This window comes from Psychroflexus tropicus DSM 15496 (assembly GCF_000378765.1).
GTDB classification, from domain to species: Bacteria; Bacteroidota; Bacteroidia; order Flavobacteriales; family Flavobacteriaceae; genus Psychroflexus; species Psychroflexus tropicus.
This window is the reverse complement of sequence record NZ_KB905342.1, coordinates 437,901-452,603: the sequence shown is the minus strand read 5'-3', so window position 1 is coordinate 452,603 and position 14,703 is coordinate 437,901. Positions and strand designations below refer to the sequence as shown.

Here is a 14,703-nt window from a genome sequence, read left to right as displayed (position 1 = left end):
TTGTTATTGCGACTGTGTAATTCATTTATTAACCGGTTTTTAACAGCGAAATCGTCTAAATAACTCTAATTTAGCCTTAAACCAATAAACAATTATTAAAATGGCAAATCACACTGGAAATACAATTTTAGCATTATTAACTGGTACAGCTGTAGGTGTTGGATTAGGATTACTTTATGCTCCACAAAGCGGTGAAAAAACACGTAAGCAATTGAGAGATGAAGCAGATCACTTACAGGATAGTTTAAACAAAAAATACAACGAAACTTCTTCTCAATTATCTAGTTTCGCGTCTGAAGCTAAAAAGAATATAGAAGAAAAATTAGAAAAAACCTTTTCAAATGTCAATAACAAGGCAGATGATATGCTGAATAAGCTTGAAGGAGAACTTGGTGAACTTAGAAAAAAGAATGCTGAGCTTCAAAAAGAGCTTAAAAAGAAATAGTAGAATTTTTCCTTTATGGGCAAAAAATTAAGTGATCACTTAGATAACTTATCTAAAGACTCCAAAGATGTCTTATTAAATTCTATTGAATATTATAAACTTGACCTCTTTAAGAAACTAGCTTTAAGTTTAGTTTCAGGAGGTCATTTTGTTTTAAAAGTAGGAATATTAGTACTTATACTCTTTTTTGTCTCACTAGGCTTTTCATTCCTGATAGGGAATCAACTGGGATCTATTTCTTACGGATTTTTTATTGTAGGGGGATTTTATATCTTTCTTTTTCTGGTCATCAGCCTCTTTGGAAAACGTATGCTCGAGAGACCAGTATTGTCCTTTCTACATAAGATATTAAATTCTGAGAAAGATTTGGAAAAAGAACTGAAAGAAGAGATAGAGCAAAGTGAAAATTCAGACTTATGAAAAAGTATTCTACTTTCAAAGAAATCGACAAGGACCTTAAAATATTAAAGTTACAGGCCGATATTAGTAAGCAGAAAGCGTCCATAGATGTGGCTTACATCAAGAGAGCTTTCTCCTTTACCAATGTGGTAGCAGAATTGATTTCTTACCTTGGACAAAAAGCAATTTATGCGAGGATTGGGAGTCAAATCCTGAGAAAGTTTGGTTTATAAAACTGATTGTTATATATACAAAACCCCAGCAATATTGTACTGCTGGGGTTTTTTATTTCCTAATCAACTCCATCTTAGTTTTCGTCTTCTTCTGAATTCGCTTTACGTTCATTTTGTTTTTTCATCTCTTCCCCAATCTGACTGGACGCTGTAAATGACGCGATCATATCATTCAACATATTACTTCCGGCTTCTGGAGAATTAGGTAACAGAATCAAGTTAGAATTGGTTTGACTTCCTACCGACTGTAAAGTATCGTAGTGTTGGGTGACCACAATCAAAGCAGAAGCTTCCTGAGAGTTGATTCCTACATTATTTAACACCTCTACACTTTCTTCTAAACCTCGAGCAATCTCTCTACGTTGGTCCGCAATACCCTGCCCTTGTAAACGCTTGCTTTCTGCTTCTGCTCTAGCAACAGCAACGATTTTGATACGCTCGGCTTCGCCTTCAAACTCAGCAGCTACTTTTTCACGCTCTGAGGCGTTAATTCTGTTCATAGAGTCCTTTACCTTATCGTCCGGATCAATATCGGTGACAAGCGTTCTTATGATGTCGTAACCGTAATCCAACATAGCATCATTAAGTTCAAGCTTTACCGCATTAGCGATATCATCTTTACGTTCGAACACGTCATCCAGTTTCATTTTTGGCACTTCAGCACGAACCACATCAAACACATAGGAGGTAATCTGAGCGCTTGGGCTTTCCAACTTATAAAAAGCATCGTAAATTTTTGCTCGAGTCACCTGGTACTGGACCGAAACTTTGAGTTGAACGAACACATCATCCTTGGTTTTGGTTTCGATGATCACATCCAATTGTTGAATTTTCAAATTGATTCTTCCTGATATTTTATCAACGATCGGTATTTTGAAGTGGAGTCCAGAATTTCTGATGCTCAGAAATCTTCCGAAACGTTCTACAATAGCAGCAGTTTGCTGTTTAACGGTAAAAATACCGCTGATGATGATGAAAAAGACAATCACCACCAAAAAAATACTTAAATATGATCCCATAATTATTGGTTTAAATTCCTATAAAAATAGTCTAATTATGGGATTTATTTAGTGTTCCGTAATCGAAAATTTAAGATAATTTCTCCATCGCAAAGTGTAACCTGGAAAGTGTTTCCGCTTTGCCAATAGAAGCGGCGATGTGAAATACATCTGGACCCCGCATAGCACCAACTAAAGACAGTCGAAGGGGCTGCATGATTTTACCAAAGCCTAAGCCCTGGGTATTGATCCAGTCTTTCACCTCGGCCTGCACCTTATCTTTAGAAAAGTCTTCGAGGCTTTCCAGCTTTCCAATCAAAGCACGCATCCATTCTTCAGAATCGTTTTTCCAGGCTTTTTTAGCCGATTTGGCATCAAACTCTGTGGGGGCTACAAAATAGAAGAACGATAATTCCCAGAAATCTGATACAAAGGTCGCTCGTTCTTTGATGGTAGCCACAACCTCTTTGACGTAAGTTTTTTCGGGATAAACATCATTAGATGCCAGGATAGGAAGAAACTGATCTACCAAATCTTCGACGGGCTGCTCTTGCAGGTAATGGTGCTGAAACCATTCTGTTTTTTCAGGATCAAACTTTGCTCCTGACTTATGAACTCTGGACAACTCAAATTTTTCTACCATTTCTTCCAGAGAGAAAAACTCCTGATCGGTGCCATCGTTCCAGCCTAAAAGCGCCAGCATGTTGGTTAAGGTTTCTGGTAAGTAACCTTCCTCGCGGTAACCTGCAGAAACAGCGCCTGAAGCGGGGTCTATCCATTCTATAGGAAACACGGGGAAACCAAGTTGATCTCCATCACGCTTGCTCAGTTTACCTTTACCACTTGGTTTTAAAATCAAGGGTAAGTGCGCAAATTTTGGCGCCTCCCAGCCAAATGCCTGGTATAAGGACACATGTAGCGGGAGTGATGGTAACCATTCTTCACCTCGAATCACATGGGTAATTTTCATCAGATGGTCATCCACGATATTGGCCAGATGGTAAGTGGGCATGCCATCGCTTTTAAATAGAATTTTATCGTCCAGTACCTCGGTATCCACTTCGATATAGCCGCGAATTTCATCATGAAGTTCCAGGGTTTTATGCGCTTCGGTTTTGAAACGAATCACGTAGGCCTCTTCATTTTCTAGCCTGACTTTTAATTCTTCGGCAGAGAGGTGTAAAGAGTTGTTGAGATCGTCTCTGTTTTTAGGCCCGTAACTAAATTTGGTGCCCTGCTGTTCCGCTTCTTTTCGTTTGGCATCGAGTTCTTCAGCTGTATCAAAGGCGTAATAAGCACGGCCATTACCTATTAGCTGGTCGACATACTCAGCGTATAAATCTTTACGCTCGCTCTGGCGGTAAGGACCACAATCACCGGGTTGCTCTGGTCCTTCGTCATAAGAGATCCCACACCAGTCCAGGCTTTCTTTGATGTAAGTCTCGGCGCCTTCTACAAAACGGGTTTGGTCGGTATCTTCGATTCTTAATAAAAAATCACCGCCGTGTTTTTTGGCGAACAGGTAATTATATAAAGCCGTTCTAACCCCACCAATATGAAGTGGTCCTGTAGGACTTGGGGCAAATCTTACTCTTATGTGCTGATTCATGGTCTCTTTTTTGACAAAGATAAAATTTATTGAGGTTCACCACGAATGAAATCCAGGGGAAGGTCGTTGCAAGTTTGAGGATTTATCCTATCAATTAATTGTCTATATTTATCAGATTGAAATTATGATACTCTGATCCTTAATATCTTACACTATGAAGTCCCTTAAATCAATTTCCTTCAGCTTCTTATGCTTGATGATGAGTCTTTTATCCAATTCTGAAGCCTCAGCACAGGTCGAATTTGAGCTTTAGCCCTCGCAAAGCATGGCCATCACCGGTAAAGGACCAGGTCAGGATGCCGCTATTAACCCTTATGAAGGCCAGGATTGTCTGGTCCTGATCGAAAACATTGGTGCTGTAAGCTTTAGCGCCAGAATTCAGCAAAAAGGCCAAAAAGACCTCAGCTCCAAAAACATAGCCCCAGGTACTTCCCAAACCTTGAGCTTGCCAAAAGACTACGAACTGTACCTGGACACCACCGATGAGGGAACCGGAAAGGCAAGACTGCTTTTTAAACCAAAAGAAGAATAAGTCCAGCAGGAGTTGATCAATTAACTGATTTTATTCTAAAAAGTTATATATCTTTGAGGATATATGCTAGTTGGTAGCCATTTGAAAAATGAACTGGAAAAAATACGAAAAGGAAATATTTGAAATTTTCAGAAATGAATATCCAGACGCCGAAATAACTCTCGATGCGAAAATTGTTGGCAGATATTCCAAAAGAAGCAGACAAATTGATATTCTAATTGAACAATATGTTGCGGGAAATAGATTGAGAATTGCAATAGACGCAAAGTTTTTTAATAAAAAAATAGATGTAAAAACCGTTGAAAACTACATCTCTATGTTAAATGACATAGAAGCACATAAAGGACTTTTGATTACGAATGTTGGATATTCACAGACTGCTTTAAATCGAGCTTATTATGACCCGACTGACATAGAACTTGATATTTTGAATTTTGACCAGTTAAAGGAATTTCAAACAGAATATGCTCTGCCATTTGCTGGAAATAATGCTGTTGACCTATTCGCACCATTCGGTTGGATTATAGATGCTAGAAGTTGTCCGAATTGGTTAGCTACACTTTATCAAAGAGGTGCTGAGTTTGATGTTGAAATGGAAGAATGGATGTATGTAAACTTTTGGAACAGAAAAAAAAATAATGTCACCGTTGATGACTTATTAAAAATTCAAAAAGACGGATTTGAACAAGGTAATTATGAGGTTGAAATTGAGTATTTAAATACAATAAAAAGAAAAGACTCTAAAGTTGTTTTGAGAAAGGTTAAATACAAGAAACACCCAATTCCTGAATATACTGGATTCGTGGAATTTGAGGATTTCATATTTTATATTGTTATGTTTTCACCTGTCGAACTATCTAACAAAAATATAAGGAAAATGGAAAATATTCTGACTACTATAACACCTAGGAGAATTGAAATAAAAACTGGTGGCAACAATGTATAACCGCAATTACGGCGGATTCGACTACGTCCGAATCCACTCGGAATTGCGAGCGTCAGTGCTAAACCGAAAATTATCGCTAATTTAGCCGTAACTGACGGTTATACGGGACCGTTGTAGGTAAATTTGACCCGTCCAGAATTAGGCTACGCTGTGGCTGATAATTTACTGCTCGGTTTAGGAGCTTCGTATAATTACAATAAATCTGAGTTTGACTCTTCATTTGATTATCGAACAACTGAAACAAATTCATTTGGTTTTACACCTTATATTGAAAAATTCTTCCCACTCAATTCTGATTTTGCTCTAAGTGTAAGAGGAGAAGTAAGGTATTTATTTGGAAATTCAACTTTTGGAAACAATTCCAATGCAAGTGAATCTGATACGAATTCTTTTTTTATAGGATTCCGACCTGGTATCAATTACTTCGTTTCAGAACGTGTGTTTTTGCAAGCTAATTTTGGTGCTTTAGAATATGATAGCATCAAAAATGAAGATGATTTTGTTAATGTTAATAAATCGAATGGGTTTGGACTCAACCTTAATACATCTAGTTTATTTTTTGGGATTAATATTCTGCTTTGAGCATTTCTCTATAAATGATATTGTCAGATAGCCTTTCAAACTCTGGAAGGCTATTTTAATATATATATATAATAATACTTCCTTATATCCTTATATTTACTTAGTAGTTTTTAAACATGTCAAGCAACATTATCTGTGAAAAAAATACGTCTAATGTTATGGATTGTTATCCTCTGTTCCTCCATATTGGTTTCTTCTCAAACCACCAATTATGAGGAGGGTTTTGTAGTGACCAAAAAAGGAGATACCCTTTTCGGTCAAATTAGAGACAGAAGCGATGAACCTTTTGGGAAACTTTTCAAAAAAATTAAATTCAAAACTAAAGGAAGTTGGTTGACAAAGCGATTTTCGCCATCCGACCTTCAGTTCTATAAAAAAGGAAATCGTTGCTTTGAAAGCAAATGGCTAAAAGAGGGCTTTGAGTTCTTCAACATCAATTATATGTCCAGAAAAGGACAGGGAGATGAGGTGTTTTTAAAAGTTGTTCTTCAAGGAAAACTAACTTACTATGAGTTGGAGTGGAGAGATCCAGATTCTGGTTATTATCGGGAAATTCCTTTATTTCAAAAAAGAGGCAGCTCAGAATTGGTTCGAGTGACTCAAGGGCTTTTTGGCCTAAGGAGAAAAGCTGTAGCCAGTTACCTGCAGGATGATTCAGCATTAGCTCAGCGTATTTTATCTGGAGAACAACTTTCTGTACTGCAGATCGCAAAACTTTACAACAAAAATTAGTTCTGAATTTAGGATGGAGTATTGTTTTTCTTTTCGTCCTGTTTTTCTTTATACTCAATTATAGCAAGTAGGATGTTGATTAGAATGAGGTAGCTTAATCCCAGTGTTTGGTCTATAAAAAACAATCCTACACTTGGAAGAATAAAAAGCAATCTTCTTTTAAATTTAAAACTCATCAGACTAGTTGATATGCAAGGTATATGATTATAATATAATGAATTGAATCAACCTACGCAAAACATCTTGTTTTTTTAGCTTACAGGAATCCTTTCATAGCGTTAAAAATACTCAAGTCTTTAGGACTAAGCCAGTTAATTGGTAACTTAGCAGGTTATATCAGGTATTGAAAAGAAATTTATGCAGCATTATAAAATCATAGAACAAAAGCTGGAGCGTTTTATCAAAAAATTCTATGTCAATCTCTTGATTAAAGGTGCTTTACTTTTTTTGGGCTTAAGCTTATTACTGTTTATTTTTGGGGCGGCCTTAGAATATTTTTTATGGTTTGATGCCAGCTTTAGAACGGTACTGTTCTGGTCCATCATTGCTCTGGAATTAGTCTTTTTTTCAAAATGGATTCTGCTTCCTTTAAGTCAGTTATTTAAACTTTCAAAAGGTATAAATTATGATGAGGCTTCCTCTCAAATTGGCGCTCATTTTCCTGAGGTAAGCGATAAGCTTAAAAATATTTTACAATTGAAAGCTCAGGGCGCCGAAGATGAGCTTATTCTGGCCAGTATTGAACAAAAATCAAAAGACTTAAAGCCTATCCCTTTCCAAATGGCGATTGACTTTAAGCAGAACCTTAAGTATTCTCGATTTCTAGCAGTTCCTGTTTTGGTGCTGGCAGCCATTTGGATATCCGGATTTGGTGAATCCTTTTCTTACAGTTATAAACGAATAGTGAATTATTCGACAGAATATGAAGCGCCTGCTCCTTTCCAATTTTCCATATTGAATCCAGAACTTCAGGCTAAAAAAGGCCAAAGCTTTCAGCTGAAGGTCACGACAACCGGAGAAGTAAAGCCAGAAGATGTGTTTTTGGAACTCGATGGAGAGTCGGTAAGGCTTTCTGAAAATAATGGAGTTTTCACTTACAATTTTAAGTCTATCAACAACGCTATTGATTTTCAACTAAGTGCAAATCAGGTGTATTCTAAAAATTTCACGATCAATGTTCTTGAAATCCCTGTGATTAAGGACATGCTGATGAATCTCACTTATCCAGTTTATACTCAAAAAAAAAATACGAGTTTATCGGGAACAGGGAATGTCTCTGTACCAGAAGGAACCTCTATAGAGTGGGTGATCAAGACAGAGTCAACAGATCAGGTTGACTTTTACAATGATACGGATACTGTAAATTTTGAAGTGGATGAGGATAGGTTTATTTTGAATCAGGTTCAGAATAAGAGTAAGAACTACAGCATAGCTACCTCCAATTCTAATTTTAGAAATTTTGAGGTCTTATCGTATTCAATTAATGTGATTAAAGATGAGTTTCCCAAAATTAAGCTGGAACAAAAACAGGATAGTTTGCTTCAGGACCAATCCTATTTTTTTGGTAAACTAACCGACGATTATGGACTGACACAACTCAATTTGGTGTATTATACAACTAATAATCAGGGTGATAAAACCACAAAGAAGATTTATATACCTCAGGGAAATTATGCTGAATTTTCATATGCATTTCCCAACGCCGAATTAGAATTACAAGGAGGGAAGGAGTACACCTACTATTTTGAAGTTTTCGATAACGATGGGGTCAACGGCCAGAAGTCATCTCGCTCTAGCGTATTTACCTACCGTAAAAAAACTCAGCTTGAAGAAACTTCTGAAAATCTAAAACGCCAAAACACATCGGTAGAAAAACTATCTGAAGAATTACAGGATCGACGGAAAAATAAAAAAGATTTTAAAGAATTATTGAATAAGCAAAAAAAAGAAAACACACTCAATTATTCTGAAAAACAAAAACTAGATAATTTCATCCAGCGGCAAAAGCAGCAGATGCAAATGATGAAAAATTATAGTGAACGCCTTAAGGAAGACTTCAATAATTTGAACCCTGAAGCTCAGGATAAAGCTAAAGAAAATCTGGAAGAACGATTAGAAAAAAACCAAAAGCAAATAGAAAAAAATCAAAAGTTGCTTGAAGAATTGGAGCGTCTCAAAGAGCAAATCAACCAGGAAGAGCTCAATGAAAAGCTTGAAAATTACGATCGTGAATCGAGTAAACAAGAGAAGAATTTAGAACAACTCCTGGAATTGACAAAGCGCTTTTACGTAGAAAAGAAAGCAGAAAAACTAGCGGAAGAATTACAGAATTTAGCTAAAGAACAGGAGGAATTATCAGATTCTGAAAATAATTCATCTCAGGAACAAGAGCAACTTAATAAAGAGTTTGACGAATTAAAAAAAGAGCTAGAGGAATTAGATAAAAAGAATAAAGAGTTGAAGGCGCCGATGCAACTTGGAAATGATGAAGCTATCAGTGAGGAAATTGATCAGCAACAGGAAGAGGCCAAAGAAGATTTGAAATCTTCAGAAGCGAAAGATAAGGGTGAAGAGCAGCAGAAATCCAGTAAAACCTCTGGGCAGCAGAAGCAAAAAAAGGCCGCAGAACAAATGGAAGCCCTGTCCCAAAAAATGAAAAATTCGATGGCATCTTCTTCGATGGAACAGGCTTCTGAGGACGCAGTGATGTTGAGGCAGATCTTAAGTAATCTCATTATTTTTTCTCAAGAACAGGAATCTTTAATGGACGATTTCAAAGGCATGTCCAATGCGAATCCTGTTTATGCTTCCAAGTTGAGAAGGCAAGCAGAACTCAGAGAGAATTTTACACATGTGGATGATAGTTTATATGCTTTGGCTATGCGTACACCAATGATTAAGGAGACTGTCAATAATAAACTTTCGGATATTAATTTCAATATCAAAAAATCATTAGAACGGCTCGCAGAAAATGATGTGCACATGGGAACCACCAGCCAGCAATACACCATGATGTACGCCAACGAACTTTCTAATTTACTGGATGAGGCGCTGGACCAGATGCAAAATCAAATGAAAGGGGCAGGGCAGCCTAAACCTGGAAGCGGAAAACCAGGCGAACAATTGTCGGATATTATAAAATCCCATGAGGAGTTAAAACAGCAAATGCAAAAAGGTCAGCAAAAAGGACAAGGCAAAGAGGGCCAATCTTCAGAATCGGGTGAAGAGTCAAAAGCTGGTGAGCGAAAAGAACAGGGCGAAGCTAAATCTCAGGGAGAGCAGGGGAATAAACCAGGCGGAAATCAAAAGGGAAAACAACAGCAGGGGGAACAGATGAGTGGTGAGATCTATCAAATATATAAGCAGCAGCAACAACTTAGGGATGAATTAGAGCAAAGAATTGAGCAGCTTGGACTCAAAGGCAATACTGATAATTTAAACAAGAGCCTGGACAAGCTGGAACAAGAATTGTTGATGAAAGGCTTTAGCAGTGATTTATTAAAACAAATGGAAGAGGTGAATCACCAGCTGCTTAAATTAGAAAAAGCTGCAAATCAACAAGGTCAGGATGAAGACAGAGAAGCAGAAACTCGGAAAAACAATTCGAAATCTAACAGTAAAAACTGGGAGGAAAAGGCTAAAGAATATTTTAACACAATTGAGATTTTAAATAGACAACAATTACCTTTGCAGCCTGAATATAAAAAGCTGATTAATATCTACTTTGATGGAAAGTCAAATTAATTTTTACTCCAAAGGCGATTTCGTTTTGAAACAAGATTTGCTGCACAAAGAGTGGTTAAAATCGGTGTTGCTTTCAGAAGAAAAAAAGAGAGGAGACCTCAGCTTTATTTTTTGTAGTGATCAGGATTTGTTAGAAATTAATCAGAAGTATTTAAACCACGATACCTATACAGATATAATCACTTTTGATTATTCTGAAGGTGATTTTATTTCAGCTGAAATATACATCAGTACGGATCGGGTTAAAGATAATGCAGAGAATTTTGAGGTTCCCTTTGAAGATGAATTGAAGAGAGTTATGGTTCACGGTGTATTACATTGCTGTGGTTATGACGACTCTACTGAAGAATTGAAAGCCCAAATGAGGGCTTTAGAAACTAAAAAAATGAAATTGTTCCACGTGGAACAAAAATAGAAGCTATGTTTAAGGATAAGTATGATGTGATTGTAGTAGGAGCTGGTCACGCTGGAAGCGAGGCTGCAGCAGCTGCAGCGAACATGGGAAGCAGCACCTTGCTGGTGACCATGAATTTGCAGAACATTGCACAAATGTCTTGTAATCCTGCTATGGGAGGAATTGCCAAGGGGCAAATACTGAGAGAAATCGATGCTCTTGGAGGCTACAGTGGTTTAGTGTCGGATACCAGTGCCATTCAATTTAAAATGCTAAACAAATCGAAAGGGCCTGCCATGTGGAGTCCTCGTGTGCAAAGTGATCGAATGTTGTTTTCACAGCACTGGAGAGAACGTCTGGAGAAAACAGAGAATCTTGATTTTTATCAGGAAATGGTTTCTGGCTTAATCGTAAAAAACAATAAACTTGTGGGAGTAAAAACCTCTCTCGGTTTAGAAATTAAAGCAAAAACAGTTATCCTAACTAATGGAACCTTTTTAAATGGTTTAATTCATATTGGAGATAAAAACTTTGGTGGAGGAAGAGCAGGAGAGCGGGCTTCTTTTGGAATTACTAAAGAACTAGAGGATCTTGGATTTGAAGCAGGACGGATGAAAACCGGAACACCTCCACGAGTGGATGGGAGATCCTTAGATTTTTCTAAAATGATCGAACAACCAGGCGATGAAGAACCTTGGAAATTTTCATACTTAAACGAAACGCAACCGCTACAAAAACAAAGAAGTTGCTGGATGAGTTATACTTCTAATGAAGTTCATGAACTTTTAAAAGAGGGCTTTGACAGGTCACCGATGTTTAATGGTGCTATTAAAAGTACCGGACCTAGATATTGCCCAAGTATAGAAGATAAAATTCACCGATTCGCCGATAAAGACAGACACCAAATGTTCGTAGAACCTGAAGGATGGAATACGGTTGAATATTACGTTAATGGATTTTCTACTTCATTACCAGAAGACATTCAATACAAAGCATTGAAACGCTGCGCTGGATTTGAAAATGTAAAATTCTTTAGACCAGGTTATGCGATAGAATACGATTATTTTCCACCCACTCAATTAAGACATACGCTTGAAACTAAATTAGTGGATGGGCTATACTTCGCAGGACAAATCAACGGCACCACTGGATATGAAGAAGCCGCTTCTCAAGGAATGATAGCTGGAATTAATGCAGCCTTAAAAGTTCAGAAAAAAGAAGAGTTTACTTTATCCAGAAGCGAAGCTTACATTGGAGTGCTTATAGATGATTTGATCACGAAAGGCACAGAAGAGCCTTATCGAATGTTTACGTCAAGGGCAGAGTATAGAACCTTACTGAGACAGGATAATGCAGATTTTAGATTAACTGCAAAATCATATGAACTTGGATTAGCAGGCGAAGAACGCATGAGGTTAATGGAAGAAAAACAAAACAAGTCTGAGGCTTTTGTCAAGTTTTTCGAAAACCAGAGCGTCACTACTTCTGAAATTAATCCTATACTGGAAGCCAAAAATTCTTCAAAAGTTGATCAGCAAGGAAAACTCTTTAAAATATTTGCACGTCCAAACATCACGATGCAAGATATGCGACAACTAGAAAGCGTTGAACAATTCATTCAAGAAAATGACATCGATAACGAGGTGCTAGAACAAGTAGAAGTTCAGGTGAAATATGCAGGCTACATTGAAAAAGAAAAACAAAATGCTGACAAACTCAATCGTCTAGAAAATGTAAAAATTCCAGAACACTTTGATTATTCGCTTCTAAAATCAATGTCATATGAAGCCAGAGAAAAATTAAGTAAAATCAAACCAAGGACAGTATCTCAAGCTTCAAGAGTAAGCGGCGTCAATCCAAGTGATGTATCGGTCCTTTTAGTTCATATGGGAAGATAATGTTCCACGTGGAACAATGCGAATGGATATTACAAAATTGAAAATTAAGGACGAAGCCTACACAGGGGATGAATTTGAACTAAGAAAAGATTCAAATCAGGTCTTATACACATATCCTAAACCGTTAACATTATCTGAATACTATAATTTTGGAGATTATATTTCTCATCAGTCTGAAAAAAAATCAATAATTAATAAAGTTTATAATCTGGTGAAAAAAAGAATGTTCCAGACTAAACTCAAAAGGATTAAAGATTATACAACTAAACTCAATACTGTTTTAGATTACGGATGTGGTACTGGTGATTTTGTTGAATTTCTAAACCACAAGCAAATCAGTGCCGAAGGATTTGAACCTACACCCCTAGCTTACCAAAAAGCATTATCTAGAAATATACCTGTGTATAATAAGAAAGAGCAGTTGGGCTCAGGTTATGATGTCATCACATTGTTTCACGTTTTAGAGCATGTTGAAGATTATCAAGCCACCATAGCACAATTAAAAGAAATACTGAAACCTGAGGGGAATTTGGTGATTGCCGTACCAAACTATAATTCTTACGATGCAAAATATTACAGAGAGAAATGGGCGGCCTGGGACGTGCCAAGACATCTTTGGCACTTTAGCAAACAAAACATCAAACATATTGCACAGCAAAATGAATTAGAAGTAGTGGATATCTTACCCATGCCTTTTGATGCCTATTATATTTCTATGATTTCAGAATCTTATAAAGGAAATCCAAAAGTCTTGGGCTTATGGAGAGGTTGGCTTTCTAACCTGAAAGCAAAATCGACTAAAGAGTATTCTTCTAACATGTTTATTCTCAGACGATAGTATCAATAAATGCTGTTTATTGGCAAAAAAATGGGTCTTGCTAAATGGCATTATAGTAATTAGTCTTATTTAAATAAAACAGTGCTACTCAGCATTTTTAGTGATGTATTTGACTATTTAATTTTTTTATTAGGATTAAATTGTTTAAAATTGATCTCTTAATTAAATATACTTTTATGAAAAAAATTACATTGACCGTTGCGTTATTCGCAATCAGTTTCGGGTACGCCCAAGAATTTAAAAAATCAATTAATGATGCACCGAGTGAAAACAGAGATTTCAATAATTCTCAATACGCTCAACAAACATTATCACACTCGGAAAGTGATATAGTGCTTAGTGGTGGAGTAGCATGTTTATCGGATCCAACAGATGGTCAACCTGGCAGTGGTGATGAGTTTATATCTGATAATATTTTCTACAGAGCTTATACTCCTTCAGAGTTTGGTTATTCAGGTGATTTTCAAGCACAAGGGATAAGTTTTTATGCAAGATTTGTTGATATTGGGGGAACAAATCCAACTATCATAAACACTGTAAGGTTGTATACTTCAAGTGATGTCTTTCCAGCGGGTACGCTAACAGAGATTGCTTCTAAAGACTTTGAAGTTTCGGCTGCTGATAATAATCAACTACTTGAAATTATATTTGATGAAGCTGTTATCGTGGATGCATCGACTGAGCTAATTGTTGCTGTTGATATATCAGAAGGGAGACCAGCTCCAAATAATTATGACTTTAGAATTGGTGTGAATGATTTAGGAGAAAGTGCTCCAAGTTATTTATCATCTACTGCATGTGGATTAACAACACCAAGTACTTTTGCTAGTATTGGTTTTCCAGATAACCATATTATATTAAATCTATTAGGAGATACCTTTTTGAATTCAAGTGAATTTTTAGCGAATAGTGTTTCTATATTTCCTAATCCAGCTAAGGATATTATTAATCTTGAAATTCCATCAAGCATTGAATTCACGTCAGGGACACTATATGATTTAACTGGAAAAGATACTGGATTAAGAATTCAGAGTAAATCGATAAATGTATCTAGCCTCTCGTCTGGAGTATATTTATTAAAAATTCAAACTACAGAAGGATCTGTTTCCAAAAAAGTCATTATCCAATAAATCAAATAAATCAAGAAAACAGCCCGCTTAGTATGAGTACTAATGCGGGTTTTTTTATCTATACGTATGAAGAAAATTATAATAAGCCTGATATTTTTATTGTTGGATAGGCCATGCGCAACAGTTAAACTCAGAAACATATAAGAATCAATATGAAATCTCTAAAAAAGAGAAATCAACTTACATACAGCAAACCTTATCGCATTCATTAAGTCAGGAGTAT

At 36.6% G+C, this 14,703-nt stretch carries 15 protein-coding genes; 12 read left to right on the top strand and 3 right to left on the bottom strand.

The window, feature by feature from the left end; genetic code table 11:
- Nucleotides 1-100 precede the first annotated feature (100 nt).
- Genes F598_RS0102030 through F598_RS0102020 form a run of 3 tightly spaced genes read left to right on the top strand, consistent with a single transcriptional unit; the run spans nt 101 to nt 1,077 of the window.
- Complete coding sequence (locus F598_RS0102030) at nt 101-445, top strand: YtxH domain-containing protein (RefSeq protein ID WP_019037349.1); 345 nt, start codon at nt 101-103, stop codon at nt 443-445.
- Nucleotides 446-460: 15 nt separating this feature from the next.
- Nucleotides 461-865: a hypothetical protein gene (locus F598_RS0102025; protein WP_019037348.1), complete on the top strand. Its 405-nt coding sequence runs from the start codon at nt 461-463 to the stop codon at nt 863-865.
- Nucleotides 862-1,077, top strand: a complete 216-nt coding sequence (locus F598_RS0102020; RefSeq protein WP_019037347.1) for a DUF6327 family protein — start codon at nt 862-864, stop codon at nt 1,075-1,077. Before F598_RS0102025 ends, F598_RS0102020 begins: the two co-directional genes overlap by 4 nt.
- A gap of 74 nt (nt 1,078-1,151) precedes the next feature.
- Here the strand turns inward: F598_RS0102020 and F598_RS0102015 are convergent, their stop codons facing one another.
- Nucleotides 1,152-2,096 (bottom strand): SPFH domain-containing protein, encoded by a 945-nt coding sequence (locus F598_RS0102015; protein ID WP_019037346.1) that lies wholly within the window; start codon nt 2,094-2,096, stop codon nt 1,152-1,154.
- A 70-nt stretch (nt 2,097-2,166) separates the two neighbouring features.
- A complete protein-coding gene (gene gltX, locus F598_RS0102010; RefSeq protein ID WP_019037345.1) occupies nt 2,167-3,684 on the bottom strand; it encodes a glutamate--tRNA ligase in 1,518 nt (505 codons plus the stop codon).
- A gap of 265 nt (nt 3,685-3,949) precedes the next feature.
- Here gltX and F598_RS0102005 point away from each other — a divergent pair, with 265 nt between their 5' ends.
- The 4 genes from F598_RS0102005 to F598_RS0101990 all read left to right on the top strand — a co-directional run bounded on the left by F598_RS0102005 (nt 3,950) and on the right by F598_RS0101990 (nt 6,476).
- Nucleotides 3,950-4,216 (top strand): hypothetical protein, encoded by a 267-nt coding sequence (locus F598_RS0102005; RefSeq protein ID WP_019037344.1) that lies wholly within the window; start codon nt 3,950-3,952, stop codon nt 4,214-4,216.
- Nucleotides 4,217-4,304: 88 nt separating this feature from the next.
- Complete coding sequence (locus F598_RS0102000; RefSeq protein WP_019037343.1) at nt 4,305-5,162, top strand: restriction endonuclease; 858 nt, start codon at nt 4,305-4,307, stop codon at nt 5,160-5,162.
- Nucleotides 5,163-5,285: 123 nt separating this feature from the next.
- The gene (locus tag F598_RS14270; RefSeq protein WP_019037342.1) at nt 5,286-5,744 is read left to right on the top strand and encodes an outer membrane beta-barrel protein; all 459 of its coding nucleotides are present in this window, start codon (nt 5,286-5,288) and stop codon (nt 5,742-5,744) included.
- A gap of 153 nt (nt 5,745-5,897) precedes the next feature.
- The gene (locus F598_RS0101990) at nt 5,898-6,476 is read left to right on the top strand and encodes a hypothetical protein (RefSeq protein WP_019037341.1); all 579 of its coding nucleotides are present in this window, start codon (nt 5,898-5,900) and stop codon (nt 6,474-6,476) included.
- A gap of 8 nt (nt 6,477-6,484) precedes the next feature.
- Here F598_RS0101990 and F598_RS15230 read toward each other — a convergent pair whose 3' ends face one another.
- Nucleotides 6,485-6,652 carry a hypothetical protein gene (locus F598_RS15230; protein ID WP_019037340.1) on the bottom strand — a complete coding sequence of 56 codons (168 nt, stop codon included), beginning with the start codon at nt 6,650-6,652 and terminating at the stop codon, nt 6,485-6,487.
- Nucleotides 6,653-6,833: 181 nt separating this feature from the next.
- Between F598_RS15230 and F598_RS0101980 the strand changes: the two genes are divergently transcribed.
- The 5 genes from F598_RS0101980 to F598_RS0101960 all read left to right on the top strand — a co-directional run bounded on the left by F598_RS0101980 (nt 6,834) and on the right by F598_RS0101960 (nt 14,480).
- A complete protein-coding gene (locus F598_RS0101980) occupies nt 6,834-10,220 on the top strand; it encodes a DUF4175 family protein (RefSeq protein ID WP_019037339.1) in 3,387 nt (1,128 codons plus the stop codon).
- Nucleotides 10,204-10,635 carry an rRNA maturation RNase YbeY gene (gene ybeY / locus F598_RS0101975; RefSeq protein ID WP_033408315.1) on the top strand — a complete coding sequence of 144 codons (432 nt, stop codon included), beginning with the start codon at nt 10,204-10,206 and terminating at the stop codon, nt 10,633-10,635. Before F598_RS0101980 ends, ybeY begins: the two co-directional genes overlap by 17 nt.
- A 5-nt stretch (nt 10,636-10,640) precedes the next feature.
- Nucleotides 10,641-12,512: a tRNA uridine-5-carboxymethylaminomethyl(34) synthesis enzyme MnmG gene (gene mnmG / locus F598_RS0101970; RefSeq protein WP_019037337.1), complete on the top strand. Its 1,872-nt coding sequence runs from the start codon at nt 10,641-10,643 to the stop codon at nt 12,510-12,512.
- A 22-nt stretch (nt 12,513-12,534) separates the two neighbouring features.
- On the top strand, nt 12,535-13,350 hold the full coding sequence (locus tag F598_RS0101965; protein WP_245539736.1) for a class I SAM-dependent methyltransferase: 816 nt from the start codon (nt 12,535-12,537) through the stop codon (nt 13,348-13,350).
- A gap of 176 nt (nt 13,351-13,526) precedes the next feature.
- A complete protein-coding gene (locus F598_RS0101960; RefSeq protein WP_019037335.1) occupies nt 13,527-14,480 on the top strand; it encodes a T9SS type A sorting domain-containing protein in 954 nt (317 codons plus the stop codon).
- Nucleotides 14,481-14,703 lie beyond the last annotated feature (223 nt).